This window comes from Clostridium boliviensis, from assembly GCF_033342255.1.
Taxonomy (GTDB): Bacteria; Bacillota; Clostridia; order Lachnospirales; family Lachnospiraceae; genus Lacrimispora; species Lacrimispora boliviensis.
This window is the reverse complement of record NZ_JAWONS010000011.1, coordinates 38,264-64,486: the sequence shown is the minus strand read 5'-3', so window position 1 is coordinate 64,486 and position 26,223 is coordinate 38,264. Positions and strand designations below refer to the sequence as shown.

At 42.4% G+C, this 26,223-nt stretch carries 25 protein-coding genes and 1 riboswitch; of the genes, 5 read left to right on the top strand and 20 right to left on the bottom strand.

Translation table 11 applies throughout. The features are described 5' to 3' along the window. Nucleotides 1-30: 30 nt before the first annotated feature. Nucleotides 31-1,386: an aminotransferase-like domain-containing protein gene (locus tag RZO55_RS00705; RefSeq protein ID WP_318062381.1), complete on the bottom strand. Its 1,356-nt coding sequence runs from the start codon at nt 1,384-1,386 to the stop codon at nt 31-33. A 113-nt stretch (nt 1,387-1,499) separates the two neighbouring features. Between RZO55_RS00705 and RZO55_RS00700 the strand changes: the two genes are divergently transcribed. Continuing rightward, nucleotides 1,500-2,702 carry an aminotransferase class III-fold pyridoxal phosphate-dependent enzyme gene (locus tag RZO55_RS00700; RefSeq protein ID WP_318062380.1) on the top strand — a complete coding sequence of 401 codons (1,203 nt, stop codon included), beginning with the start codon at nt 1,500-1,502 and terminating at the stop codon, nt 2,700-2,702. A gap of 34 nt (nt 2,703-2,736) precedes the next feature. On the opposite strand, the gene xdhB is transcribed toward RZO55_RS00700, so the two are convergent. The 3 genes from xdhB to RZO55_RS00685 form a co-directional block, all read right to left on the bottom strand. Next, the gene (gene xdhB, locus RZO55_RS00695) at nt 2,737-5,064 is read right to left on the bottom strand and encodes a xanthine dehydrogenase molybdopterin binding subunit (RefSeq protein ID WP_318062379.1); all 2,328 of its coding nucleotides are present in this window, start codon (nt 5,062-5,064) and stop codon (nt 2,737-2,739) included. Next, the gene (locus RZO55_RS00690) at nt 5,054-6,514 is read right to left on the bottom strand and encodes a xanthine dehydrogenase small subunit (RefSeq protein WP_318062378.1); all 1,461 of its coding nucleotides are present in this window, start codon (nt 6,512-6,514) and stop codon (nt 5,054-5,056) included. Before RZO55_RS00690 ends, xdhB begins: the two co-directional genes overlap by 11 nt. Before the next feature lie 122 nt (nt 6,515-6,636). Further along, nucleotides 6,637-6,740: riboswitch (purine riboswitch) on the bottom strand. A 68-nt stretch (nt 6,741-6,808) separates the two neighbouring features. Further along, a complete protein-coding gene (locus tag RZO55_RS00685; protein WP_318062377.1) occupies nt 6,809-7,141 on the bottom strand; it encodes a rubredoxin-like domain-containing protein in 333 nt (110 codons plus the stop codon). Between the two features lie 374 nt (nt 7,142-7,515). Here RZO55_RS00685 and RZO55_RS00680 point away from each other — a divergent pair, with 374 nt between their 5' ends. After that, on the top strand, nt 7,516-8,148 hold the full coding sequence (locus RZO55_RS00680) for an aminotransferase-like domain-containing protein (protein WP_318062376.1): 633 nt from the start codon (nt 7,516-7,518) through the stop codon (nt 8,146-8,148). Between the two features lie 433 nt (nt 8,149-8,581). Beyond that, a complete protein-coding gene (locus RZO55_RS00675; protein ID WP_318062375.1) occupies nt 8,582-9,400 on the top strand; it encodes a hypothetical protein in 819 nt (272 codons plus the stop codon). 423 nt (nt 9,401-9,823) lie between these two features. On the opposite strand, the gene RZO55_RS00670 is transcribed toward RZO55_RS00675, so the two are convergent. From RZO55_RS00670 to RZO55_RS00630, 9 genes are all read right to left on the bottom strand, one after another. Further along, the gene (locus RZO55_RS00670; RefSeq protein ID WP_318062374.1) at nt 9,824-10,876 is read right to left on the bottom strand and encodes a MupG family TIM beta-alpha barrel fold protein; all 1,053 of its coding nucleotides are present in this window, start codon (nt 10,874-10,876) and stop codon (nt 9,824-9,826) included. Next, entirely contained in the window at nt 10,873-12,312 is a 1,440-nt protein-coding gene (locus tag RZO55_RS00665; RefSeq protein ID WP_318062373.1) for a PTS transporter subunit EIIC, read from the bottom strand. Before RZO55_RS00665 ends, RZO55_RS00670 begins: the two co-directional genes overlap by 4 nt. A gap of 26 nt (nt 12,313-12,338) precedes the next feature. Next, nucleotides 12,339-13,232, bottom strand: a complete 894-nt coding sequence (gene murQ / locus RZO55_RS00660; protein ID WP_318062372.1) for an N-acetylmuramic acid 6-phosphate etherase — start codon at nt 13,230-13,232, stop codon at nt 12,339-12,341. A 2-nt stretch (nt 13,233-13,234) separates the two neighbouring features. Then, nucleotides 13,235-14,083, bottom strand: a complete 849-nt coding sequence (locus RZO55_RS00655) for a MurR/RpiR family transcriptional regulator (protein WP_318062371.1) — start codon at nt 14,081-14,083, stop codon at nt 13,235-13,237. A 233-nt stretch (nt 14,084-14,316) separates the two neighbouring features. Further along, nucleotides 14,317-14,637, bottom strand: a complete 321-nt coding sequence (locus RZO55_RS00650; protein WP_318062370.1) for a rhodanese-like domain-containing protein — start codon at nt 14,635-14,637, stop codon at nt 14,317-14,319. A 152-nt stretch (nt 14,638-14,789) separates the two neighbouring features. Beyond that, nucleotides 14,790-16,010: an FAD-dependent oxidoreductase gene (locus RZO55_RS00645; RefSeq protein WP_318062369.1), complete on the bottom strand. Its 1,221-nt coding sequence runs from the start codon at nt 16,008-16,010 to the stop codon at nt 14,790-14,792. 18 nt (nt 16,011-16,028) lie between these two features. Beyond that, nucleotides 16,029-16,586: a YeeE/YedE thiosulfate transporter family protein gene (locus RZO55_RS00640; RefSeq protein ID WP_318062368.1), complete on the bottom strand. Its 558-nt coding sequence runs from the start codon at nt 16,584-16,586 to the stop codon at nt 16,029-16,031. A gap of 18 nt (nt 16,587-16,604) precedes the next feature. Continuing rightward, nucleotides 16,605-16,832, bottom strand: coding sequence for a sulfurtransferase TusA family protein (locus tag RZO55_RS00635; protein ID WP_097003272.1), 228 nt, complete (start codon nt 16,830-16,832; stop codon nt 16,605-16,607). A 27-nt stretch (nt 16,833-16,859) separates the two neighbouring features. Then, a complete protein-coding gene (locus RZO55_RS00630; RefSeq protein ID WP_318062367.1) occupies nt 16,860-17,552 on the bottom strand; it encodes a YeeE/YedE thiosulfate transporter family protein in 693 nt (230 codons plus the stop codon). 199 nt (nt 17,553-17,751) lie between these two features. Between RZO55_RS00630 and RZO55_RS00625 the strand changes: the two genes are divergently transcribed. Beyond that, nucleotides 17,752-18,651: a LysR family transcriptional regulator gene (locus RZO55_RS00625; RefSeq protein WP_318062366.1), complete on the top strand. Its 900-nt coding sequence runs from the start codon at nt 17,752-17,754 to the stop codon at nt 18,649-18,651. Here RZO55_RS00625 and RZO55_RS00620 read toward each other — a convergent pair. The 4 genes from RZO55_RS00620 to RZO55_RS00605 all read right to left on the bottom strand — a co-directional run bounded on the left by RZO55_RS00620 (nt 18,641) and on the right by RZO55_RS00605 (nt 21,954). Further along, complete coding sequence (locus RZO55_RS00620) at nt 18,641-18,862, bottom strand: sulfurtransferase TusA family protein (RefSeq protein ID WP_318062365.1); 222 nt, start codon at nt 18,860-18,862, stop codon at nt 18,641-18,643. The two genes, RZO55_RS00625 and RZO55_RS00620, sit on opposite strands and share 11 nt — an antisense overlap. After that, nucleotides 18,849-19,532, bottom strand: a complete 684-nt coding sequence (locus RZO55_RS00615) for an epoxyqueuosine reductase (RefSeq protein ID WP_318062364.1) — start codon at nt 19,530-19,532, stop codon at nt 18,849-18,851. Before RZO55_RS00615 ends, RZO55_RS00620 begins: the two co-directional genes overlap by 14 nt. A 63-nt stretch (nt 19,533-19,595) precedes the next feature. Continuing rightward, nucleotides 19,596-20,333 (bottom strand): DUF2087 domain-containing protein, encoded by a 738-nt coding sequence (locus tag RZO55_RS00610; protein WP_439100007.1) that lies wholly within the window; start codon nt 20,331-20,333, stop codon nt 19,596-19,598. A 181-nt stretch (nt 20,334-20,514) separates the two neighbouring features. After that, nucleotides 20,515-21,954: an aspartate ammonia-lyase gene (locus RZO55_RS00605; RefSeq protein WP_318062363.1), complete on the bottom strand. Its 1,440-nt coding sequence runs from the start codon at nt 21,952-21,954 to the stop codon at nt 20,515-20,517. A 128-nt stretch (nt 21,955-22,082) separates the two neighbouring features. Here RZO55_RS00605 and RZO55_RS00600 point away from each other — a divergent pair, with 128 nt between their 5' ends. Then, nucleotides 22,083-23,015 carry a LysR family transcriptional regulator gene (locus RZO55_RS00600; RefSeq protein ID WP_318062362.1) on the top strand — a complete coding sequence of 311 codons (933 nt, stop codon included), beginning with the start codon at nt 22,083-22,085 and terminating at the stop codon, nt 23,013-23,015. 15 nt (nt 23,016-23,030) lie between these two features. Here the strand turns inward: RZO55_RS00600 and RZO55_RS00595 are convergent, their stop codons facing one another. Genes RZO55_RS00595 through RZO55_RS00585 form a run of 3 tightly spaced genes read right to left on the bottom strand, consistent with a single transcriptional unit; the run spans nt 23,031 to nt 26,221 of the window. Then, nucleotides 23,031-23,573 (bottom strand): peroxiredoxin-like family protein, encoded by a 543-nt coding sequence (locus RZO55_RS00595; protein WP_318062361.1) that lies wholly within the window; start codon nt 23,571-23,573, stop codon nt 23,031-23,033. Between the two features lie 23 nt (nt 23,574-23,596). Next, nucleotides 23,597-24,811: a MalY/PatB family protein gene (locus tag RZO55_RS00590; protein ID WP_318062360.1), complete on the bottom strand. Its 1,215-nt coding sequence runs from the start codon at nt 24,809-24,811 to the stop codon at nt 23,597-23,599. Nucleotides 24,812-24,847: 36 nt separating this feature from the next. Beyond that, a complete protein-coding gene (locus RZO55_RS00585; RefSeq protein ID WP_318062359.1) occupies nt 24,848-26,221 on the bottom strand; it encodes an APC family permease in 1,374 nt (457 codons plus the stop codon). Nucleotides 26,222-26,223 lie beyond the last annotated feature (2 nt).

The following is a 26,223-nucleotide window of genomic DNA, read 5'->3' as shown; positions in this document are numbered from 1 at the left end:
ATTAAGCTGTATGTATGCTTCTCCCATACATCAGATTTTTCCATGTAACAGCTTTGCTTGCTGAAACGCAGTTATTACCTCTGAAAGCCGTTCCAGACTCTGGCTTGTAACTCCTGAAAGGCACAACCGGTAACACTGATTTCTGTTCTCACTTAAAACCCCCGGAAGAAAACAATCCTCCGCATTCTTTACGATAATCCCCTGCTCTTTCAGGTTTCTTTCCAGTAAGGAACCGTTAATCTTCCTTTTATCTGTTACCCATATAAAGATTCCGTTATCTGGAATGTACCAGTTCATATCCTCAGATTTTAGAGAATGATAAATTGCCGAAGCTTTTTTCAACTTCTCAGAATAAATCTTCCTGACTTTGCGAATATGCTTTTCATACATTCCGGTTTCGATAAAAAGCTCCAGCGCATATTGGAATGGTTTGGATGTGTTTAAATCTGCAAGCCGCTTTCGTTCTGCTGCTTCATCAGCCATGTATTTGGGAAATACACCTGCTCCAATGCGCAGACCTGGCATAAACGTTTTTGAGAAGCTCCGGATATATATCACGCTCTCCTTGTCTCCGTAGTAATGAACAGGCATAGTATTCTTACCGGAACCTAAATCTGCCAGATAATCATCTTCAATCAATAGAATGGAATAAATATTGGAAAGATCTGCAACCTTTCTCTTGTCCTTTTCGCTTAAACTGTATCCAGTCGGATTATGATGTCTGGGAATCAGATAAAAAGCCCTGATCTCTTCCTCTTTCAGCAGTTTTTCCAGCTTTTTAAAATCATATCCAGTACTGGTACGTTCAATTCCAATCATCTGAATTCCCATCATCTGTGCCTGTTTTATTACCAGGCTGTAAGTCGGTATTTCTACCAGAAGTTTCCCTTTCCGCTCCTGAAAGATACACTGAAGGGCAAGGCCAATCGCCTGTTGGGCTCCGTTTGTCACCAGAATCTGGTCCGGACTGGTATAAATTCCACCAGTCATCAGATAGCTTTTAAGAACGTTTCTTAAGCTCATAAGCCCCTTTGGTTCTTCGTAATCATAAGCACTGGTTTTATACAGCTCCGTGGATTTATTCATGACATGAGTAAACTCCCGGTAAGGCAAGAGCCTTTTATCCGGTCTTACTGCTGTAAAGTCCACGACTGTTTTCTCCTGTTCAGATTCCAGGTCAAAGTCTGCAAGATAAAACCCTCCTCTTTGAATCGAATAAACCTTATGTTCCTCCTCAATCTCCCTGTAAGCTCGGTTTACTGTGATCTTATTCATTTCCAGCTTGGCTGCTGTTTCTCTGCAGCTTGGAAGCCTGCTGCCATTTTTTAATTTTCCTTCTTCAACCAGGTGTGAAATATATTTTTTTACTTCTTCCGATTTCTTCATCTGCTCAACCTTCCGCTGTAATAGTACAGTTATATTTTGCTGACATTGTACTGTTTTCGTCTCTATTATATACTATCTCCATATCAAACATCCACCTGAAAGGAGATTTCATAATGAAAAACAAATGTGATAAAAGGCTTCGCCTGTTTGCACGGCCCAAAACAACACTGACGCTTTCCCCTTCGGAACATGACATGCTGGTTACAGAAGAATATGGGGACCTTGTGGATCTGGAATCCGGCTGCTGGTCAGCCGTTTTGGGACACTCTAAATATACCCTGCAAGAGGCCATCCGGGATTTAAAATATCCGGTACATACCCATCAGTTTTTTGACTGCCCCCACTTTGACAAACTGGTCCAGCGCCTCACAGACTCTGCCAAACTTCCAGTTCCCTACTGTGCAGCCTTTTTGTCTTCCGGTACGGAAGCCGTATCACTGTGTGTCATGCTTACTGAGCTCTTAACCAGCAGGCACAAGTGCCTGAGCCTTACCATTTCCTATCTTGGTGCCGCATGCGGACTACGAATGCCCAGAGACCCGGAGAAATGGACGGATATTAATCCTGCTGACTGTTTTCACTGTCCTATGGAGAAACACTGTGATCACTGTACAAAGTTTCAGTCCATTGATTTCTCTTCTTATGCCTCATTCGTGCTGGAACCGGGAAACTCTGGGGGACTTCTTTTATTTCCTCCTAATAAACTGATAAAGTTTATTGCCACCCGTATAAAAGCAGCCGGGGGAATGCTTATTATGAATGAGGTCACTACCGGTATTGGTAGAACTGGAAAATTTTTTGGCTATCAGCATTATGAAGAATTTTGTCAACCGGATCTCTGTCCGGATTTTATCGCTATGGGAAAAAATCTGGGAAATGGATATCCCATCAGCGGAGTACTCGTGGCATCCCGCTATCAGTCTCAACTCGAAAAATCCGGTTTCCGATATGTACAGTCACACAGCGATGATCCCCTGGGCACAATAGTCGCTTTAAAGACATTGACTGCCATTGCCCAGCAGAACTTAGTCGCACAAGCGGAAAGAAAAGGGGAACTGTTACGAATGCAGTTAAATGATTCACCATTTATTAAGGAATTCCGGGGAAAGGGACTGATGAACGGAATTATTTTACAGCCCAACATCCATGCTGAAAATGTCTATGAGGAACTCCTGAAAGAAGGGTTCTTTACCGGATTTTCAGAAAATTACAATCTCATACGGATCTATGCTCCGCTTTCGACTACGGAAGATACCCTGATTACATTCTGTCATATATTTTTAAGGATTTTAAAAGAGCAGGGGAAAAGCTCATAAATCGCTCTTCTCCTGCCCCATATCATTACTTGATTCAATGCTCTTTGTTTTGTCTTATCACCCTCCATATTTTCTCCGGAGTTGCCGGTATGCTTAACTCTTCCGGATAGGTTCCCAGCGAGCTAAGAGCATGTGTGATTGCAAAAAATACGGCTTCACCATAGATAAAGGGCGGTTCTCCAATCGCCTTAGAACGCTTGATCCCCAGTTCATTCATACAGCCTTCCATGAGTTCAATATGAAATTCCTCGGGAATATCACCAATCGTGGGTATCTTGTAGGTAGCCGGTGAACCACTGAGCAGCCTTCCTTTCTCCTGATACACCAATTCTTCCGTTGTCACCCAGCCCACACCCTGGATAAACGCTCCCTGGATCTGCCCGATATCCACCATGGGGTTAATGCTGCTTGCGCAGTCGTGAAGGATATGGGCTGAGTCAAGAGTGGTACGGCCAGTAAGTAAATCTACTGTCACCTCTGCAACTGCAGCGCCGAACACATAATATAAAAACGGATGCCCTTCCCCTTTATCTCTGTCAAAATGGATGCCTGGAGTTGCGTAATAACCATGATCGCATAAATCAATTCTTTCAAAATACGCCTTTTGGACCAGCTCTTTAAAAGTAATCAGAGGATTCTCATATTCTGTCTCTCCCTCACGCACCGGATAAACAAATCCATTTTCAAATACCGCATCATCTCCCGGATAAAGTTTTAACACCAGTTCCTTCAGCCTTCCCAGTATCTTAAGTGAAGCATTTTCCACCGCATGACCGTTTAAATCGCATCCGGAAGACGCCGCTGTCGCAGAGGTATTCGCAACCCGTTTGGTATTATTGCTTTCTATTCTGATTGAAGAAATGGGAACTCCCAGAGTGGTCGCCGCAATCTGAGCAATCTTCGTATTTACCTCCTGCCCCATCTCGATGGCTCCATGGGTTACGGAAACGGATCCATCAGTATATATGTGAATCAGGGCACTGCCCTGGTTTAAATGAGCAGCGGTAAAGGAAATGCCGAATTTTACCGGAGTGATTCCTATTCCCTTTTTCTTATACCGGTTGTTTTGATTAAACACAGCAATTTCTTTTCTTCGTTCATCCCACCTGCTGTCTGATCTTAACTTCTTAAATATTCTTCCGATATCTTCCCCATGTTGGATTTCCTGACCGTATGGAGCAATATCTCCTTTCCGGTACATGTTCTTCATTCTGACATCATAAGGATCCAGTCCCAAAGTATATGCGATTCTCTCAATCACGCTTTCAATTGCGAAAATTCCCTGCGGACCGCCAAAGCCACGAAATGCAGTAGCAGGGTGTAAATTTGTTTTGCAGGGTCTTCCAATGATTCTGATGTTTTCAATGTTATAGCTGTTTTCCGCATGGAGCATCGCTCGTTCTAAAACAGAGGTGCTCACATCTGCAACAGCCCCGCAGTTGGAATTAAGCTCTACACAATAAGCAAGAATCTTTCCTTCTTTATCAAATCCCACCCGGTAATCGCTTTCAAATGCATGGCGCTTTCCGGTGGAAAGCATATCTTCGTCTCTGGTCAGACGGATCAGGGCAGGACGGCCGGTCTGATATGCGGCAAGTGCGGCAAGGCAGGCCCAGGAAGTGGCCTGAGATTCTTTCCCGCCAAATGCTCCACCCAGTCTTTTAATATCCACCGTAACCATATTCTGAGGCATGCCAAGGACACCTGAGACCATCTTCTGAATCTCGTTTGGATTCTGAGAGGATGAATACAGGGTGATACCGCCGTTATCTTCCGGTACGGCCAGGGCACTCTGGGTTTCCAGATAAAAATGCTCCTGTCCTTCATTTCTGATCACACCCTCCAGATAACAGGGACAGTCGGAAAAAACAACTTCCACGTCTCCCCGTTCAATTTTTCGCACCGGACCAACATACTGTTCTTTTCGGATTGCTTCTCTTACTGTCAGTACAGGAGTTTCTTCCTCTATCTCCAGAAGAATCTGTTTCATTGCTGCCTCTGCTTCCTGTCTGCTGTCAGCAGCAATGACAGCCACAGGCTCTCCCACAAACTGCACATGACCATGGGCAAGACAGACCTCATCCTTAATAATACCACCGATCTGGTTCTCTCCCGGTATATCCTCTGCTGTCAGAACAGCAGCCACCCCCGGCATCTCAAGAGCTTTTTGTGTATCCAGCTTTTTAATACGCCCGCAGGCAACAGGGCTGACCATGACTGTTACATATAACAGGTTTCCGGGTTTTGGTATATCATCAATAAACTGGGAACGTCCCATCACGTGATCACGTCCGTTTATATGCAGGGGAGAGGTTCCTGCCTGCCCCCACTGAATACTTTTCTTTATCTGTTCACTTTTCATGGCCATCTGCCTCCTGACTGCTTTCATAAGCCAGATAATGTTTCATTAAAAGATTCTCCATTACAGCTTTCCGATAGTCTGCACTGCCTCTCACATCGCCAATGGGGGAGGCTTCCCCTCCAATGATTTCATAAGCACTGATAAATGTCTCTTCTGTCATGCTCTTTCCCTCCAGATAACGTGTGGTTTCCGGCATGAAAAGTGTGGTTGGGCCAACACCTCCGCAGGCAATGGATGCCTTTACAATCATACCTTCTGAAATCTTTAAGGCTATGGCAGAATTCACTGCAGATATATCCACTTCTTTTCTTTTGCTAACTTTCTCAAAGTGGATATAATCGTACTCTCCCAGAGGAATGGTAACAGAAGCAACCCACTCACCGGATTTGTTTTCCGTCTGTTTATAACCATGATAAAACTTCCTGACAGGTACGCTTCTCGTTCCTTCACAGCCTCTTAACGTAACAACTGCATTTACTGCCATTAAAAGAGGTACTGTATCCGCTACCGGAGATGCATTAACAAGATTGCCTGCCAGCGTAGCAGAGGATCTTATCTGCTCCGAACACATATTTAAAACTGCATCGGAAAACTGGGGAAATAATGGTTTTACGGTATCTATAATGGCGGATAAAGTAACTCCTCCTCCAATCGTCAGATGGTGACCTTCTTCGTATGATATTTTCTGTAATGATGAAATCCTGCTGATATCCACAAGAAGCCTGTAATGCTGGTCTCTTTTTTTGATTCCCACTACTACATCACTTCCGCCATTTAAGAAGCGCAGATTCTGACCGGAGACAAGCTCCCTGTGATCTCTCAAAAAGGCTTCTAAGTTTTCCTCTGAAACAGGGGAATAATAAGCGTTTTTCCCATCATCAATAAAAATATCCTCATGGACGAACGCCAGCTGCTTTTCTTCTGTCTGATCCAGATAATAAGGGCGGATATTTTCATTGGAAATGGTGATATCTTTTAAGTATTCCGGTACTTTCCGAATTGCTGCATAACCTGTACACCTGCAGAGATTCCCCTCTAAATATCTGCGGAATTCTTCTCTGTCAGGGTTCGGTCTCTCCAGATAAAGTGCCAGTATGGACAGAATTACACCCGGTGTGCAGAATCCGCACTGAGTCGCATGTGCGTTTAAAACAGCTTCCTGTATGGGGTGAAGCGTTTCCTTTTGTGCAAGTCCTTCTATGGTAATGAGATGCTTTCCCTCCAGCTTAGCTGCCAGGTACAGACATCCTGCCGCTGACTTATAGTGTACCTTTCCCTCTCTTACCTCCCCAATCACTACCGTACATGCTCCGCAGTCCCCTTCGCCGCAGCCCTCTTTGATTCCGTTTAGCTGGAAGCGGCTGCGAAGAAGCTCCAGAACTGTTGTTTCCCCATTGACTGAAATCTCTTTCAATTGTCCATTCAGAAAGAAGCGAATCGTTTTCTTCATACCTTCCTTACTCCTTTTCATTCCTGTTTTCCCGATGGTCTGCATACATCCCCTGGGGCTTTTGGATAAAAAAATCCCCAGGCACACGAAACACATCAGAACAACAACTTCTTTTGAAGCGGCAGTTCAGTCTGTGCTCATGTAGCCTGGGGCAATTTAAGGTCGCCTGGTCGAGACGCTCAAACCATATTAATGAGCTTATACAAGAAGCAGTCCATATTCTAATACTTCTTTGTATCTTTACAATAAATTATACCGGATTATGACAGATAGTCAATAAAAATTATCTGATTTCTAATATTTTCCTAACTTCATATGACCGGCAAGCTCTGTCTTGGATCTCTGCTTAATGGTCCATGCTTCATCCTTTGCCTGTGTAAATGCAGATACACATTTAGGATCCAGATTATCCTCGATTCCTTCCTTGCATAACTCGATCATCTTCTCTGCCAGTGTAATCACTTCCATGTGAATGGCATTGGTACGGTCAGAACGATATATCTTTTCAGCATCTTCTTCGCTGAGTTCTTCAAACTTCTCTGCTCCTACTCTACATTTCGGGCAAACTTCCGGGGGTGTCTCCCCTTCATATACATATCCGCATACAGTACATTTAAATAATTTCATATCCTATACCTCCTACTAATTGAAATTTTTTAATCAATACTTGAAGATTACTAATAGTATCACCCATATAAAATCATTTGTCAACCGCTGCAAAAAAAATTTACCACTTTTTAACAATTATAAAACCTCAAGCATCTCCGTTTTAGAATCTGGTGCAAATGCCCGAATTCGCTCTTCCAGCTTCATCAGAGCTTTCCTGACTTCATGAGTGCCGATTCCGGGCGGTGCATAGATTGTAAACAGGACATTCCTTGTATCTGGTGTTATCCTGGTATCATAGTCCGGCCCTTTCAGAATACTGGAAATTACTCTGGTTATCTGCCGTATATCTCACTCCGTCTCACCAGTTTCCCTTAGGGGGTATTCTGCCTGCTGTGCGCCGTGCATCTTTTATTCGTCTGGCAGCAGAAAAAGATTATTATATTATTGAGGATGATTATGACAGCGAATACCGCTATTGCGGCTCACCGGTAACCCCTCTTTATTCTATGGACCCTTCCAGAGTAATTTATGTGGGAACCTTTAGCAAAACTTTGTTTCCAGCTCTGAGAATCGGATTTGCCGTGCTTCCGAAAGAGCTTCAGAAAAAATGGAGGCATTACCGTAACTACCTTGATGTACAAAATCCCATTTTGGAGCAGGCTGCTCTGGCTGAATTTTTAAGAAGCAGGAAAATGGATAACCATATCAGACATATGCGAAGAGTATATGCAAAGAAGCGCGAAACCCTTCTGCAATCCGCGAAGGAGACATTTGGAAGTCAGATTCGTGCCTGGGGCGACGAATCCGGACTTCATGTGGCTCTTGAATTTCCAGAAATGAAATTTGGAAATGAATTCGTATCTGACTGCAGAAGTAATGGGATTCAAATACAGACTGTGTCCCAGTACTGCAGCGATGAAAACAGCCATGCAGATAAACTTTTATTGGGCTACGGACATCTGAACGAAAAAGAGATTCATGAGGGTATCGCAGCGTTGAAATCATTATTGAACATAAAAACATAAAAACCAGCCAGGAGTTAAGAAATGAAACACATCTTACTCCTGGCTGGTTTTAACTTTATATTTGTTACCTTTGAAAGCTCCAGCATGTTGGAAGCCACCTCATACCGAGATTTTCTGTAGGCTTCCATGGTCGGTAATGCGTAAAAAGAGAATAGCTTTCTTTATATTACATTTTTTAATCTATAAGCGTACAGACAATATTTGATAAAAAATACTATTAAAAAAGGTTTATAGCCTTATTATGCGATTAAATAGCCAGAATTGCAATTGACTACTCACATAAGAAGTGAGAATATATATATAGTAATTAAATCCCTATAATAATTACTAAAAGATATCTTCTTTAGGGAGAAGAATCTTTGCTATAACTAACAATTTCAAAATAAAAAGAAAGGAAAAGTATGGTTATATAGAAACCATGCAAATAACATCTATGAGAAAATTGATAGCTTCAATTCTAACTATTGCAATTTGTCTTACATCTTTTAACTCAACAATAGCTTTTGCAGCAACTAATGAAACAAATCAAGAGATGAACCAAAGTCTTCTATCCTTAAAGAAAAGTAACTTTAATTATCTTGAAGGTAAACCTGGGGATACACATTTAGTTTATACGTATGAGAGTAATAATGATAAATACAAAGTTATTGAAAATGCAAGTGATAATTTTGAAAAAGTAAATACTACGATCTATGTTGAAAATACTGAAGGAGTATTTGTCAAATATGCGACTCAAACTCTCACAATTAATAATTTTACATCTACGCTTAGTACAAATGAGAATGGATATGTTACAACAGAAAAACAGGATTTATCATCAGTAAAAAAATCAGAGTTACTAAATAACAATTTTATATCATCAGCCCTTGCATCCGGTTCATATCAAGGTTATAAAGTTTCAAACTGGAAACAAATAAGTACGACAAATTCCTCAACTAGAATAACCAATTATTCAGCCACTGCTGTCTTTGCAATAATTGCATATATAGCAGCTGATGGTGCAACAGAAGGTCTTTCAGGTGCGGTTGTTGCTGCAATTAGTGCAGTAGCTGGAAAAATAATAGATGAGGCAATTCCAATTGTATATTACAGGCAAATCTACTCTGAAAAAAAATTGATTAATCCTCCGTTAGCGTTAAGAAACTTTGTCGTCGGATCAAAATGGCTCACTTATTTTTATAGTGATAAGTCGCATTCCCAATTTATCAGAAGCGTAACTGATATTGTTTATGCAAACGGCTATGAAGAATAAAATTATTACGTTCATAAAATTATTTTTACTTTATTTTTTTATATGCACCATTACATTAATCATATATGATGCGATAATACATCATACATTTATTACTAATTATGATTTCATAAATGATCTCCGAATAAGCATACCTATAAGTTTGGTATGTAGTATTGCTCAGTTAAGAAAATAATCATTTTTAACATTAATCATAATTCTGTCAGTGTCTTACTATAGGCTCTTTTGTATACATTTTATATTTTTTTCTCAAGATGTGGCTGCTGAAAAGTAAGTACAAATAGAGCGCTGAAGAGTAGCTGTTAAAAGTATTTAAATTGAAAAATATAGTTAACCAGACTCAGATCAATTGAATTTAACAAAATTAGACTGGAGAAAAGACAACCACTGTCTTTTTCTCCGGTCTAATTTTGTTGAGCTTTCTCAATCCAATATCAGTTTCACTCCAAAACCTTTCTGGATGTAAGTTAGAAATTTTAGATCCTTTTCTTTAATCTGCCCAATCACATTAAGCCGCTCATCCATAGGTAAATCCACACGGGCAATTTCAAGCTCACCCATATACCGTGCATATTTCCTATTTGAAATACAAATACTTCCTGCCTTTCTGAAACGCATCTCATTTTCCACAGGTTCAATATCCATCTGATATAATCTGGATTCCTGGGAGCGGAATATAAATTCACTGGAATCCGGCCTGTCATGATGGATCTGGTCTCTGACAAATTCATACTCCGGGAGTAAGTCAGCTTCCAGTTCCACATATCCCCGGCTGATGCAATTTACCGCTTCCCAGTCCTGTTCTTTAATGTCCACATCGCCGATCAGAACCACATCACAGTCACCGCCCATGAAAAGCTCCAGCATGTTGTAAGCCACCTCATCCCGGCTGTTCCTGTGCGCCTCTATGGTAGGCAGCCCTTCGAAGAGCGGCCCCCTGAGTATTAAGTTACCAGGCACAAATGCCATGGTTGTAAATCCCAGATACTTTAATCTGCTGTTGATCTCTTTCACCTGATTTAAGGACAATGCGGTAAACTGCTTGGGATAAAAGTTATGACATGCTGCAAATCTGGTAAAATCTGCTCCATACCGTTTCCATTCTAAAAGCTCCTCTTCCATAATGGTGGAGGCATTAAATACCACATGAAAACTTTTGGAGATTTCCACCACTTCCCTGGGGGAAAAACCATAATCCAGTCTGACATGGGTAATCCCCAGAGATTTTAACTCCTCCATATTTGCAACACCAAGCTTTTCATATGTTTCAGGTCCCACATCCGCAATCAGGTTCAGTTTTGCTTCCCTGCAGCAGTTTAAAAGCTGCCTGATTCCCTGCCTGTAGTCCACTCCTGTCTCTTCTGGAATGTGGAGGGAAGTAAATGCATAGGCGGCCCCGTTTTTTACCGCTTTTTTAATCAGTTTCTCATTTTTCTCCATCTCATTGGAGAAATAGATGGAAATTCCAGTTTTCATTCCTCTTCTCCGTAAATTTCATTAATTCTGTTTTCATCTACTCCAAAAAAGTAAGTAACCAGGAAGCCCCCTGCATAGGCAGCAAGCATAGCGATGATAAAGGCCAGCTGCTGCCCCGGCTTTACAATCAGAAGACCAAACAGGCCGGATACTCCCTGGGAAACAGTTCCCAGATGAAGAAGTGCTGCCAGCGCTCCTCCAAATCCACTGCCGATGCAGGCAGTCAGGAAGGATCTGCCAAGAGGCAGGGTAACTGCGTACATCATTGGTTCTCCGATTCCCAGAATTCCTACTGGAATGGAATCTCTTATGTATCTTTTTAATTTTTTGTTCTTTGTTTTTACATAAAGAGCAATTCCAGCTCCTACCTGGCCTCCGCCTGCCATCATTAAGATGGGAAGCAGGTAATTGATGCCGCCTGTGGCACCTGCCGGGTCATTTAACATGGCATGGATAGGCGTAAGAGCCTGGTGAAGTCCCACTGCTACCAGCGGAAGGAAACCTGCAGACAGGATATAGCCGCCCACTACTCCCATTTTTTCATATGCAAAGCTTAATACTGCAAAAATCACCTTAGTAAGACCAGCTCCCAGAGGCTGTATCACTAACAGCGCAACAATTCCGCCAATGATCAGCACCAGAAGCGGGCTGATAAAGGTATCGATCAGATCCGGCATGTGCTTTCTGATCCGTTTCTCCAGCACTGCAAAAAACATACCTGCAATTAAAGCTGCTAAAAGACCGCCGGAAGCAGGGTTAAATGGTGCATTGGTAATTGGAAGCAGGATCTGCTTCTCCTGAATCACTGCAAGAAGCGGCATTCCCGCATTGGATATGGACATAGCTCCTGCAATGGCTCCCAGTGCTCCGGAGCCGCCGAATTCCCTTGCCGCATTGTAGCCTACCAGAATAGGGAGGTATGCAAACAGTGCCCAGCCCATGGTCCTTATGCAGGCAAACCACCACACTCCTGCCAGTGCTCCGTGAGTGGAAACATTGATGACGTTGCAGATACCATTAATTAAACCAGCCGCTATAATTCCCGGCAGAAGCGCCACGAAAATATTGGCGATTTTCTTTAAGAATCTCTGGACAGGCTTATCATATTTCGCCTTCTGTAACTCCTTGTTTTCTCTTGTAACGGTCTGAATATCCTCTCCGGAACCACCGTCATCTGCCTGACCTTTTGGCAGCCCCGTAAGCTTATAAAATTCTTCCAGTACCTTATTCACCTTCCCCGGTCCAAATACGATCTGAAGGGTATTGCTTTCCACCACCCCCAGGACTCCCTCAACCTTCTTTAACTGCTCTAAGTCCACTTTTGATAAATCCTTCACTCCAATCCGAAGCCTGGTCATACAGGCAGCATTGGATGTGATGTTGTCTTTTCCCCCCAACAACAATAACAGTTCTTCACTGACTTGTTTGTAATCCATAGTTCTCCTCCTTTTATAATTGTTCTCTATTTCAAAGCCTGACGGACATTCCCGCCTGCTATTAATAACTTTTCTCTTGCCTCCTGCGCATCACAATCGGACAAAATCATGATTACAGCGGTTTTTACATGACCATCTGCCTGTTCCAGTACCGTCCTTGCTTCCTTCCTGTCACAGCCCGTGGCAGTCATTAAAATATTTTGTGACCTTACCACAAGCTTTTCATTGCTCTGTCTGACATCCACCATTAAATTCTGATAAACCTTTCCAATTCTGATCATGCTGCCGGTAGATATCATATTTAAGATCATTTTCTGTGCAGTCCCTGCTTTCAGTCTGGTAGATCCGGTAAGAACCTCCGGTCCTGTGACTGGTTCAATGGCAAGATCTGCTTCCTTTCCAATGGCGGAATCCCTGTTGCAGGAAATGGCAACGGTTTTGCAGCCGGCCAAGCGTGCATACCGGAGTCCATAAATCACGTAAGGGGTTCTGCCGGAGGCAGCCAGACCGATCACAATATCCTCTTTTGTCAGACCTATGGACTTTAATTCCTCCCCGCAGAGAGTCTCGCTGTCTTCCGCCCCTTCCACAGCCTGCACAAATGCATTTTCCCCTCCTGCTATCAGCCCCACAACCATCTGGGCCGGTACGCCGAAGGTGGGCGGACATTCTACCGCATCAAGGACTCCAAGCCGCCCCGAAGTTCCTGCTCCCACGTAGATAATTCTGCCGCCTGTTTTCAGGCTTTCACCTGCCCACTCGATTGCCTGGGCGATCTGGGGAAGAACCTCCTCAATTGCCTGAATCACCGTTTCATCCTCCCGGTTCATAATACGGGCTATTTCAATTGGAGTCATCTCATCCAGATTCATGGTAAGGGGATTCCTGGACTCCGTTGTCAGCTTTGATAAATCAATCATTGTTACGTTCCTCCGTACTTTTGTATGTGGGTTCTGCCAAACTGATTCATGCAGAACTCGTAATTCCGATTTACATAAGCGGTAAACAGCACATCTACCACATTTAACTGTGAGATCCTGGAAGACATGGCGCCGCTTCGGTGAATAAGCTCCGTTGCAGCCACAGGCAGGACAAAGTCCGCCTCCGCAGCAAGCTTTGACTCAACTGCTCTTGTGATTGCAATCACCTTTGCACCGTTTGCCCTGGCTTCTCTGGCACACTGAAGCATCTCTTCTGTCAGACCGGAATAGCTGATAACGATCGCCAAATCACCGGCCCGCAGGTTCCTTGCAGTCAGGAACTGGGCATGCCAGTCATCACATAAGCTACAGATTACATCTGCCCGAAGAAGTTTCAGATACAGATCCCTTGCCACAAGAAGGGAGGTTCCAAGGCCATATAAGGAAACCGTTCTGCTGGTTTCCAAAAGCTTTACACACTCTGAAATCGTCTTTGGTTCCAGAAGTTTTCTGGTGGTCTCCAGTGATTCAATATTTTTCTTCGTCACCTTATAGATAATATCCTCCACAGTGTCTTTCTGGGTAATCTTTTGAAATGCAATATCGCGGCTCTCCCGAAACAAAGCCACTTCATAGGCAAGCGTGCTCTGGAAATCTTTATAGCCGCTGCACCCCAGCTTTTTGCACAGTCTGACAATCGTGGCAGGAGAGGTATACGTTTCCTTTGCAATCTCCTTAATGGTTTTTCTTAACACTGATTCCGGATTTCTCTGAAGCCTTTTTATCAGCTGTTTTTCAGCATCTCCTGCATTTTTAACATAATCATCAATTCTAACAAGCAGACCTTTCATTGTGCCTTCCTCTCTATAAGAGCCGGAATGAATTCACCGAACTTCACAGTTGTGTTGAAATCATTCTAGCGGGTTTGTATTGTAGTTTCAATATGCAGCAAAAACTATGAAACTTATTTTCATTATATGATGGTTTCACGGGGATTACCAGAAAGAAATTTTCTAAGGACAGGCAAAAAAATCCCGGTTCCGTCTGGGATAACCCAATCAATGGAACCGGGAGCTTTCGGTGTTTATTTTCTTTTTGTACCGACGTAGGAACCCATTCCGCCAGCCACATTTACAATATCAAAGCCTTTTTTCTGAAGAACGCCGCAGCTTCTTTTGCTTCTTGCACCGGACTGGCACATAATATAATAGGTTTTGTCCTTCATTAAATATTTTTCCGGGTTGTTTAGCAAATTTCCCATGGGGATATTTTTTGCCGTTCTTATGGTTCCGCTTTTGTATTCATAAGGCTCCCGGATATCAATTAATTCAATGTTTCCAATGAGCGGATCTAAATCATTGACATGAATCACTTTTCCTGTATTTCTTTTTAAAAATTCAAACATAGTTATCTCCTCTTATGTTGTTCTTCATATTTAACAATATAATTATTATAGATCTTGTTTTATTATTATCCGTGACTTACTCACATATACGCCTCAAAACAGCAATAAAATACCCGGACATCACCTGCCCGGGCTCTTATTTATCTATTTACTTATTTACACATACGTTCGATCTGTTCCTTTGTAATACCGCCGTCAATCTTCTCCTGTATCTTACAGTCCTTAATCCAGACTGTACAGGGTCCGCTTTGAACTCCAAGACGTTTTGCAAGACCGTCTGATTTATAAGTATCGATGCAGGATACCCGAATGCTCTGGTTGCACTGCTCAAAGTCCTTAAATACAGTTAAAAGCTCCCTGGAATGTGCATCAACCGCATTATAGATATAGACCAGAGAAGGCTTTCCTTCGTTCATGATCTGCTGCTCAAATATCTCACTTTCGGAAAGATATTTTTCTGCACCGTATCCTGCCACGGCTCCGTCTCCCACAGCTGTTGCTACCTGCTTTAGGAACTTATCCCTGACATCACCAACTGCATAAACTCCAGGAATGTTTGTTTCCATCCGGTCATTGGTAATTAAATACCCGCCCCGGTTCATATCTAAAACTCCCTGGAATATTTCGGTATTTGGCAGATAGCCGATGAACAAAAAGCAGCTGTCAACCGGAACCGGAATCAATTCTTCCGATTTTACATTTTTTAAAACTACCGAGTGAAGCCGTTCCTCTCCTTCGAAGCTGTCCACAACCGTATTCCACATAAACTCCATTTTAGGATTCGCAAGAGCCTGTGCTTTTGCAATCTCATTACAATCCATCTTTCCGGTGTCATGCATAACGGAGACAATAACTTTGTCAGCGAATTTTGTTAAAAACATTCCTTCTTCAATGGCTGCGTCACCGCTTCCGATTACCATGACGGTTTTTCCGGTGTTGGCCGCTGCATCACAGGTAGCGCAGAAGGAGATTCCTTTATCATAAAGATACCGTTCCTCATTCTTTGCACCAGTCAGACGAGGCTTTCCGCCGCTTCCGATAATAACTGCCTTTGCTTCAAATATATTGCGGAAGGTTTCAACCTTTTTCACATCACCTTCAAGAGATACGCTTCTTACATCGGTTAATTTAAACTCAACTCCAAACTTTTTGGCCTGTTTATGAAATAAATCCATCAGTCCAAGGCCAGTGGCTCCTTCCGGAAAACCAGGATAGTTTTCAATCTCATTGGTATAGGTCGCAAGTCCTCCTACCAAAGTCTTTTCAATAATCAGCGTCTTTAATTTTGCTCTCCCGCAATAGATTCCTGCAGTTAAGCCGGCAGCGCCGCCGCCGATAATGACTACATCATACTGTAATGTTTTCTTTTCCATGGTAATATGCTCCAGTCATTACATAAAATAGTTTGCCAGTAATTTACTTCCTATAAATGCTCCCACCAGAAGGAACGCTCCGAATATCCAGCCGGATAAGGAAAAGGAAGCAATTGCAGTGAATAAAGCTCCGATATTACAGCCGTTTGCAAGCCTTGCTCCGTAGCCCATAAACAGACCTCCCAGAACTGCTGCAACCACCTGACGCAGGGTTTTAATCTTCTTAATTTTAAACTGTGATGCAAATAAGGTCGCAGCCAAAGCCCCAATGATAATGCCCAGATTGCGGATGGAACCGCCGTCTGCCAGAAAACTGGTATGAAGCTCTTTTTGCATCTTTTCTGATGCAAAGTATGCCCAGCTTCCTGCATCTCCGCCTAGTGCGTTATAAATCCAGGTTCCCCAGACAGCAAATGTACTTGTTACTCCCCAGCCTTTTGAAAATACTGTGAAGTGCGCAATCTGAAATACAGAAAGTAAAACAGCTCCCGCCACATAGGTCAAAGGTTCCTTTAACAGTTTTTTGTAAATCGGATGATCACCCAGTTTAATAAAAAACTCTTTCAATTGATTCACCTACTTTCACAGCGGTATTTACTTCGCTTTCTCAATAACGATTTCCCATTCTCCATCATCTACTTCTTCGATTTCTACATTGTGTCCCTGTTTTCTTGCCCACTCAGGAACATTCTTCATTGCACAGCTGTGGTCTATGGAAACCACCAGAACATCACCTACAGACATCTCATTGATCTTTTTTTCTGTTTTCATTAACGGTACAGGACAAGCCTCGCCTAAGCAATCCAAAGTAAATTCAGCCATTTTTTTAATCTCCTTTAATTTATAATTTTATTCAATACTTCCCATTTTCTTTTTCTGCCATTTAACAGCAGCTATGTAGAGCAGAACGATGATCAGCCCCTGAACGATAATTGCTCCAAACCAGCCAAACACATCTGGTAAAAAAATCTTTGGAGCATGGGCATTTAATTTTCCCCAGAATCCCATATCATGAGCGCCCCAAGCAGAACCCACAATAAAGAATACTAAAGACAGAATCTGCATGAGGAAGCCTTCACCCACACGCATTAATGTTCCGGATGCACAGCCTCCTGCAATTACCATACCAATTCCAAATAAAACGGCGCCGATGATTAACGGCAGGCCGATAGGGGATACCCCAGCCATGTTTAAGTTGGTTTCTCCGCCTCCGATGGCACTGGTATACTTAATCGCAAGAAAGCCTACGCTTGATACCGCAAATGCCACCAGAACCGCTCTTGTCACTGAGGTGCTTCCCGTTATACAGGGATCACGGAACGCTGCCGTAAAACAGAACCTGGATCTCTGCAGGATATAGCCAAACGCGATTCCAAATATCCAGTAAACCGGAAGCTTATTGCTCCCCTGCCCCAAATAGAATCCAAAAGCAATAATAAGTGCTGTAAGAAATAATGCATATGGAATCTGGCTCTTTTTCGGCTTTCTTGCCTTACGCACTCTTTGTGTACCTGTTTCGGTACTTGAATTAGTCTCTGACACTTGAATCCTCCCTTCCACATTGATAATTATATAACAATCTTTACATTTAAATTATAGCATAATAAAAAGAAAGCAGTTAATCAACATTCTGATAGGGCATAAGATATCCTTATACCCTAAGCAATCTTGCCACTAGTCATAATGATTTATATTTGTTATAATGAGCCGGGGAAGGGCTGTATGATGAAAGGGGGATATTATGAATGTTCAAAATCTGAAGATGTTCATAAAGATAATAGAAACGGGCAGTATTTCGAAAGCTGCGGAACTGATGAATATCAGCCAGTCCGCTTTAAGCCAGCAGCTCCGTGTTATGGAGACAGAAATCGGCACCCGGCTTTTTGAACGCAATTATAATGGGGTCATTCCCACCGATACAGGGAAAATCGTATACAACCACGCCATGGAAATTACATCTTCTTATGACCGAATGTTTCTTGATATCTCTAACTCTCAGAATCAGAATAAAACCATACAGATTATAGCCAATCCCTGTGTTTACTCCTACGCCCTGCCCTGTACGCTTTACCATGTAAAGAATAATTATCCCCAATATACCCTTCAGATGGAGGTCATGTCCAGTCAGGCAATTGAGGATAAAATAGCAAAGGGTCAGGCGGATATGGGGATTATTATCGGTAAACCCAAGGATAAGAATCTCTCACACAAAAAGGTATTCACGGACCGGCTCTGTCTGGTGGCAGGAGAAAAGATGGAGGTTCCCGGACAGCTGACTTGTGAGGAACTTTACAATTACCCCCTCTTAATGCTTGTGAAGAACCAGAGAACCAGACAGCTGATGGATAAGTCCTTAGTAAAAAGCGGGATACAGATCCCCAGACTCCGTATCCTTTATACACTGGAATCTACTGAGTCCCTCAAACTGTCGGCCATTAATGGCTTTGGGCTGGCTTTTCTTCCGTATATGGCAATAAAAAAAGAGCTTTACCATAAACAGCTTCGCATCATTCACTGCCCTGGGCTGGAGTTTGAGAATGATTATTTCTCCATTAAACGCCCCAATGATGTTCCAGCTTCTCCCGAATCGGCAAAGCTCATAAAATACATTGAAAAAATATTAGAGGATACTATCTGCTAGCAGTTATGGTGATCTCCCATACGCCGTTCATCACCTCATCCAATTGGTAATTTAGCTTATTGGCTTTACAAAAGGACTCCAGATTGGTAATGGTGCAGCTATGATCCGTAACCAGCAGATAGTCCTCTCCCTTTTGTATGGAATCCATAACTGCCTGCAGTTTCATTACAGGAACCGGGCAGATCTCGCCCAGACAGTCAATTGTTTTCACTCCCTTTACCCCTCCCTTTTTTTACCCCAAAACGCATGGGGCAGACAGTTCTGCACCGGTTGCATTCTACTGTTTCAAAGCCCCGCTTTGTTTTTCCATAACTATACTGTCTGCATGGTCTCTGCTCCACAAAACCTGGCTTAATAGCTTCCTGAGGGCAGTTCTCTATACACAGCCTGCAGCTGTCCGGACAGATGGAAACAGCTGGTTCATCTGGTTCTATTACCAGGTCAGTAAGAACGCACCCCACCACCAGGCGGTTTCCATAGTCTTTATTCAGAAGCAGCGTATTTTTCCCCAAGGTACCAAGACCTGCCAGATATGCGGCGTGCTTCATGGATATGAGACCGCGCCCTTCCAGCTTCTCTTCATCCCAGTATTCATAGGGAGAATCACAAGGCAGCGGTACTGCGCGGGCTTCAAACGTATCTTCAATCAGCTTTGCAGTCTGTAACGCGATATGGTCTGCCTGCGGACAGGCCAGACTATTGTAATGAGAATATACAAAACGGGAATCAACCTCATATAGCCCGCGAGGTAAAGCGATACCAAATACCACAACGCTTTTACAGTCAGGAAAAATACTGCATGGATGAAAGCCATCTGGTGCCTGATGAAATTCTTCTGCGCCTGCAAAACCGCACACATCCGCGCCTGACTGAAGAACCATGTTACGAATCTTTTCCTTAATATCAAACTACCTCCTCTTATGCGGATTTATGAATTGCCTATCTTATTCTTTGACCCAATAAAGAGTTCCATCGTTTGTACGGTCCATAAATCCGTATTCAATAAGCGCTCTTCGAATGGCGGCATTATCCTCATAAATCCTTTTTAAAATACGATTTAACTCCTTCTCCTCATATTGTTTATCCGGAGTAAAATTCTTTACGATTTCTCTTAAGACAACCAGCTTTTTCTTCTCTCTGGCCGGTATGCTTTTTAAACCGCCTTTGTCATCAAAATAATTTTTTCTGATACTCTCAATTTCTTTATCCGTGATATTATAGCGGTCATCCACCATGGTGGCGGAACTGTGCGCATCATGCAGCACACTTCCTTCCAGACGGCTGATTTCCTTTTGTGACTTTTCAGACAGCAGTTCCATCATGACCAGAAAAACCCTGGCCTGCTTTTCTTTTTCCCTTAATTTGTACTTGTGATTTCGAATGGTTGAATCTGCAACGCCTAATGAAGAAGCCACCTCCTTATCCGACAGCCCCTGTGCAATAAGCTGAAGAACCTTCTGCTGTGCCTGGGTAATTCCAGTATTGGCGCAGCTCATATTCAGAACATAGGTAAGCATGGATTCATGCTTTTCTTTTATATGCTCCTTCATTGATCTTTCTGCGTCATAGAGTAATCCGGCCTTTTCATATATCCGGCCTTCCAGAAAGCTTTCTTTGCAGATAACACAGGTATATGTTTCTCCTTCTTTGATATACCCGTTCTTTAGTTCATCCTTTGACACGTCCCAAAAAATAGTATCATCTCCTTTATACTTTATATTACCAACATAATAACATTATTATTTATTTATGTCTATATATTTATAGTCTTTTTTTACATTTGTTTACCTTTCAAAGATCAAATCTCTATTATGTAAAAAACCACTGCAGAGATTTTCTTTGCAATGGCTTTAAATCTTTAATCTATTTTCTTAACAGCTTTTTATCCGCAATCCCTGGTTTCGTCATATTCATGGGATTCAGCACTATACTTACGTCAGCCGGAGACAGAATTCCTTTTTTAATAATCAGCTCTCTTACCGGTCTGCCAGTGCGAATGGCCTCTTTTGCAATCTCCGCCGAATCTCTGTAACCGATGTGAGGGCATAAAGCGGTAATGACTCCCACACTGTTTTCTACTAATTGACGGCATCTCTCCTCATTTGCAGTAATACCGGTTATACAGTGATCTACAAATGTCTGCACGGCATAGGTTAAGGTATCTATAGATTGAAACAGAGAGTAAAATATAATGGGTTCAAAAGCGTTTAGCTCTAACTGTCCTGCTTCAGCAGCCAAAGTTATAGTCAGGTCGTTCCCAATAATATGAAAAGCCACCTGATTGACCACCTCAGGAATTACCGGATTGACTTTTCCCGGCATAATAGACGATCCATTCTGCCTTGCCGGAAGATTGATTTCACCAAATCCAGTTCTTGGTCCAGATGACATCAGACGTAAGTCACTGGCTATCTTTGACAATGTAACAGCACAAGCCTTAACCGCTCCGGAAACAGCCACAAAGGAATCCAGACTCTGGGTTGCATCAAAAAGATCGGAAGCCTGTATTACATCAATGCCGGATAATTCTTTCAGATTTGGTACAATTCGCTTCATATACTGTTCATCAGCATTTATTCCAGTTCCTATGGCAGTTCCTCCTAAATTTACATATCTTATTTCTTCAATCACCTTTTCTATACGGATCATATCCCTTTTGACAGCAGTTGCATACGCGTGAAATTCCTGCCCCAGACGAATGGGTACCGCATCCTGCAGCTGGGTTCTTCCCATCTTAATCACATGGTCAAATTCCTCTGATTTTTTATGAAATGCCTGATAAAGACGGTCTAACTGCTCTAATGCATTCTTTAAAAGAATATAACTGGTCATTTTGCCTGCTGTGGGAATCACATCATTGGTTGATTGACCGCAGTTCACATGGTCATTAGGATTAACCAGGCTGTAATCCCCTTTTTCTCCTCCAAGGATTTCTATGGCTCTGTTTGCAATTACCTCATTAGCATTCATATTCAGGGAAGTCCCTGCTCCCCCCTGTATGGGATCCACAATAAAATATTCCAGAAGCTTTCCTTTCAGCAATTCATCGCATGCCTGGACAATCGCCATAGCAATTGTTTCATCCAGTAAGCCAGCTTCAAAATTTGTAATTGCAGCTGCTTTTTTAATATATGCCAGATTTTTAATGATCTCCGGATGCATCTTCAACCCTGTAATATTGAAATTTTCTTTTGCTCTTAAGGATTGAATACCGTAATAAGCATCCTTAGAGACTTTCAGTTCTCCAATGCTGTCTTTTTCTAAACGATACATATCCGCTTTATCAATTAACCTGTTTTTCATGGAATCCCCTCACTTTTAATAAAAGTTTTACTATGTAAATCTTGTAATAAGTATATAATCCATTTATACTATAATCAAATATCAATTGATTTATAATTATCATAACTTTACACTTATAAGGAGGGATTATGTTTTCCGGCAGAAAATACGTTTATGAGGTATACAAAGAGAAAAGTTTCACCAGAGCAGCCAGCAATCTCTACATTTCCCAACCCTCTTTGAGTTCCACCATCAAAAGGATTGAAGCTAAAATCGGCATGCCGATATTTGACCGAAGCACCACACCTGTGGGGCTGACTGAATGTGGTATCAAATACATACAGGCTATTGAATCAATCATGTCCATTGAGCAGGACTTTCATAATTATCTGGATGACGCAAGGAATTTACAGACCGGAACCCTGGCCATCGGAGGCAGCAATTTATTTGCTTCTTATGTCATCCCTCCGTTGATATCCAGCCTGCACCACTACTATCCGGGAATTAACGTTAACATTATTGAGGACAATACCAGCAATCTCGAATCCCAGCTATTGTCAGGCTCACTGGATTTTATTGTTGATAATACTACTTTGTGTGAAACCCAGTTTGATTCATTTTTATATAAAGAAGAACATCTAATGATTGCAGTACCTGAAAAATATAAAATTAATAAATACCTTAAGGAATATCAGGTCACTCTGGATCAGATCCGGACAAGTGCCTGTCAGAACCCGGAGGTTTTGGTTGTTCCGCTGGCCAAATTCAAAGACTATCCGTTTATTATGCTGAAACCTAACAATGATACGATGAGAAGGGGAACTCAATTGTGTAAGGCAAATGGTTTTAAGCCTGATATCCTATTTGAACTGGACCAGCAGTCAACCGCATATCACATAGCCTGCTCAGGGATGGGAATTTGTTTTGTCAGTGATACTCTTTTATGTAAATCACCGGCGCTGAAAGACATGGTATATTACAAGCTTGATGAAGAAAAAAGCAAACGCAATATCTGTTTCTTCTGTAAGAAGAACCGGTATATTACGTTTGCCATGTCTGAATTTCTGAAATTGATCTCTTAGCTGGTTAATATTTTTTTATTTCATCATTTCCGCAATCTGATCTGCTTCCAGAACATCATCGATTACCTTTGCATAATGCGCATATGTTACTGTAAGATCTGGCTGCAGAATAAATGCCGCCGGCAGCTGCAGTTCTTCCCCTTCATATCTTCCATGAGCGAAGCCTGCTGCCATTGCTTTCCCCACTTTCACCATGGTTTTCATTCCGGCCAGATCTTTTTTGCTTGCTGCAGGAAGAATCTCAAACTCCCTGTACAGCTCTTCTTTCGGATCACAGACAATCTCAAACGGAAACATATCTTCTTTTCCCATATCTTCCCTCAATAAGTCCGGATCACTCTGAAGAACTACCAGTAATTCCCCGCCGGCTTCCCTGATCTTTTCATAATTCTTAGCGTACTGGGAAAGATCATACTGGCACAGCGTACACCCGTAATAACGGAGAAATATAAGAGCCAGCTTTTTCCCTCCTGCGGCTTCACTCAGCCTTACATTTTTACGAAAAGGTGTATCAAATGTAAAGTCCCGCATCTTGTCATTTACATTAATTTTACCCATATTCTGCACCTCGCTTCTATAATTTATTTCGCATTAAAAACATATTGATCCAGGCGCTTCATTGCCTCCTCAGCTCTGCTGAAAGGAAGGGCAAGATTCAGGCGAATGGAACATGGTCCGTGGAACATGCGTCCGTCCTGCCATGCAACACCTACATCCCAGCCGCTCTTTTCCAGCTCATCTATGGTTTTTCCATTCTCTTTACACCAATCCGTACAGTCCATAAACAGCATATAGGTTCCCTGTGGTTTAGAAAGCTTCACACCTTTAAAATGCTGTGTTATATAGTCATAAGCATAATTGACATTATTTGTGATCACTTCGCACAGCTGATCCACCCACTTTGCACCCTCTGGTTTATATGCACCGATTAAAGCATGCATGCTCAGTACATTCATATCATTGTAATGGGATTTGCTGCTTTGTGCACGGACACGGTCTCTTAAATACGGATCATAAATAATATGATAGGAACCAATCAGCCCTGCAAGGTTGAACGTTTTGCTTGGTGCGTAAAGAGCAACCGTCCGTTTACGTGCATCTTCACTGACAGACTGTACCGGAGTATGCTTATTACCGTCCAATATAAGATCTGACCAGATTTCATCTGAAATAACGATACAGTCGTTATTCTTATAAACCTCCATTGCTTTCTCAATCTCCCATTTTTCCCACACCCTTCCGCATGGATTGTGAGGGTTGCAGAAAATAGCGGTATGGATCTTATGAGCCTTTATTTTTTTATCCATATCTTCATAGTCCATTCGCCATACACCGTCCTCATCCAGCTTTAAGGGACTATGTATGATTTTGCGTCCATTGTTCTCAAGGCTCATGGTAAAGCCGATATAAGTAGGGGAATGAAGGAGTACTGTGTCTCCAGGTGCTGAAAATGCATTCAGTACAGAGATCACGCCTCCCAGTACACCATTTTCATAACCGATGCACTCTTTGGTCAGACCTGTCACCCCGTTACGCTCTTCCTGCCACCTGATAATGGATTTGTAATATTCTTCAGATGGACTGAAATATCCAAATGCCGGATGCTGCACACGCTCTGTAATCGCTTCACAAATGGTGGGAACTGTAGGAAAATTCATATCTGCAACCCACATGGGAATGGTGTCAAAACCTTCTTTCGGAAGATCTGGAGTAAAACCTGGTAAGGTTCCAAGTCCATCCACGGCAATCGCATCTTTCCCTCTGCGGTCCATAATTGTTGTAAAATCGTATTTCATAGCAATATCCTCCTTCTACTAATATGATCTTTATTCTTATGCCTCATCATCTGCAAGCGCCTGAATAATAATCGCCTTTTTATTTTCTTCCAGGAACTCCTTCTTTACTGCTCCTGTATAAATACGAAACAGTGAAAAACCACCGCACACAGCCAGTATCAGAATGGAAGCAATTATATCCTTGCCTTTTAAATCTTTGAATAAATTAAATGCTACAATGCCCGCACAGGCTGCTGAGAGTATACAAATAACATTATACAACGGAACCGGCATACGTAGTGCACATTTTTTCCACTGTTCCGGATATTTTTTTGGCAGTGTAATGCAGGCCATATTCAGATATACGTTCATCAGCATGGACGGAATCATAACAAGAGATATAATGGAATCAAGACTGAATCCCAGCAAAATCGGCAACACACTGAGTAAATAGAATGCCAGCTGAATGACCCAGGGGAAACCATTCCTGGTGGTTTTCTTAAATACAGGGGGCAGCCAGCCATCTTCCGCTATTTTCATCAGCGGATAGCGGAACATAGCGATACCGCCTAACAGACTGGTTGCAATGGCAAATACACCTCCGCCTAAAACAAACATGATATAGATACTATTCGGGAAAATAGCTTTGGCAGTTGCGCCTAAATTGACACCGGCCACCTGATCATAAGGCAGAACACCTGCTGCAACAATACTCATCAGACCGTATATTCCTGCTAAAGCAAGGGTAATCCAGAGAATCGCAAGGGGAACGGTCCTCTTTGGTTTGTTGGTAACTGCAACCATGGATACAGGTGCCATAGTCGTTCCCTGGCAGGCCCAGCCCATAATTGCTATCGCACTGATAAAGCCGCCAAAACCGCCATGGAAAAAGCCGCCGTCTGCATTAGAAAAGTAATCCGGGCGGATCTGCGGCAGACCAAAAAACACAAACAAGGCAATTGCAGCAATCAGCACTAAGGTCATTGCATTTTCTAACAGTGTAATAAAACGGGAACCACGAAGAGTGCTGGCAAAAAAAAGTGTCATAATGAACACGGCAGCCGGTCGTGTATAAGGCCCCACGCCTGGAAATACCGCTGAAATATAGTTTACAATTGCAAGTGCATAGCTTGACATTGCCATGCTGTTAACCAGTGCCATTGTTGCCGAGAAACCTGTCATTAAAGGATTAAACAGCAGTGCTTTCTGACTGTAATCCCCTCCCTCAAATACAAACATCGAACTCATAATTACATTATACATATAGGCTAAAAGCATAAAAAGGCATCCGCCTACACATACCAGTACGATTGATCTGCCAGTATATGCAATTCCATACCCAAGTAAAACAAATATGCCTGTACCGATTGCCCCACCCAAACCAAGACCGAAAATATTCAACATATTGAGCTTTTTCCCGTGCTCTTCCATTA

Bases quoted from the DNA above. Each gene is read 5' to 3' on its own strand.
- RZO55_RS00670 (WP_318062374.1), bottom strand. From the start codon at position 10,876: ATGAAAACTGGAATTTCCATCTATTTCTCCAATGAGATGGAGAAAAAT.
- RZO55_RS00600 (WP_318062362.1), top strand. From the start codon at position 22,083: ATGTTTTCCGGCAGAAAATACGTTTATGAGGTATACAAAGAGAAAAGT.
- RZO55_RS00625 (WP_318062366.1), top strand. From the start codon at position 17,752: ATGAATGTTCAAAATCTGAAGATGTTCATAAAGATAATAGAAACGGGC.
- RZO55_RS00605 (WP_318062363.1), bottom strand. From the start codon at position 21,954: ATGAAAAACAGGTTAATTGATAAAGCGGATATGTATCGTTTAGAAAAA.
- xdhB (WP_318062379.1), bottom strand. From the start codon at position 5,064: ATGAAAAGTGAACAGATAAAGAAAAGTATTCAGTGGGGGCAGGCAGGA.
- RZO55_RS00690 (WP_318062378.1), bottom strand. From the start codon at position 6,514: ATGAAGAAAACGATTCGCTTCTTTCTGAATGGACAATTGAAAGAGATT.
- RZO55_RS00645 (WP_318062369.1), bottom strand. From the start codon at position 16,010: ATGGAAAAGAAAACATTACAGTATGATGTAGTCATTATCGGCGGCGGC.
- murQ (WP_318062372.1), bottom strand. From the start codon at position 13,232: ATGATTGATTTATCAAAGCTGACAACGGAGTCCAGGAATCCCCTTACC.
- RZO55_RS00635 (WP_097003272.1), bottom strand. From the start codon at position 16,832: ATGGCTGAATTTACTTTGGATTGCTTAGGCGAGGCTTGTCCTGTACCG.
- RZO55_RS00585 (WP_318062359.1), bottom strand. From the start codon at position 26,221: ATGGAAGAGCACGGGAAAAAGCTCAATATGTTGAATATTTTCGGTCTT.
- RZO55_RS00705 (WP_318062381.1), bottom strand. From the start codon at position 1,386: ATGAAGAAATCGGAAGAAGTAAAAAAATATATTTCACACCTGGTTGAA.
- RZO55_RS00655 (WP_318062371.1), bottom strand. From the start codon at position 14,083: ATGAAAGGTCTGCTTGTTAGAATTGATGATTATGTTAAAAATGCAGGA.
- RZO55_RS00595 (WP_318062361.1), bottom strand. From the start codon at position 23,573: ATGGGTAAAATTAATGTAAATGACAAGATGCGGGACTTTACATTTGAT.
- RZO55_RS00590 (WP_318062360.1), bottom strand. From the start codon at position 24,811: ATGAAATACGATTTTACAACAATTATGGACCGCAGAGGGAAAGATGCG.
- RZO55_RS00675 (WP_318062375.1), top strand. From the start codon at position 8,582: ATGAGAAAATTGATAGCTTCAATTCTAACTATTGCAATTTGTCTTACA.
- RZO55_RS00685 (WP_318062377.1), bottom strand. From the start codon at position 7,141: ATGAAATTATTTAAATGTACTGTATGCGGATATGTATATGAAGGGGAG.
- RZO55_RS00650 (WP_318062370.1), bottom strand. From the start codon at position 14,637: ATGTTTGAATTTTTAAAAAGAAATACAGGAAAAGTGATTCATGTCAAT.
- RZO55_RS00665 (WP_318062373.1), bottom strand. From the start codon at position 12,312: ATGGATTACAAACAAGTCAGTGAAGAACTGTTATTGTTGTTGGGGGGA.
- RZO55_RS00700 (WP_318062380.1), top strand. From the start codon at position 1,500: ATGAAAAACAAATGTGATAAAAGGCTTCGCCTGTTTGCACGGCCCAAA.
- RZO55_RS00615 (WP_318062364.1), bottom strand. From the start codon at position 19,532: ATGGTTCTTCAGTCAGGCGCGGATGTGTGCGGTTTTGCAGGCGCAGAA.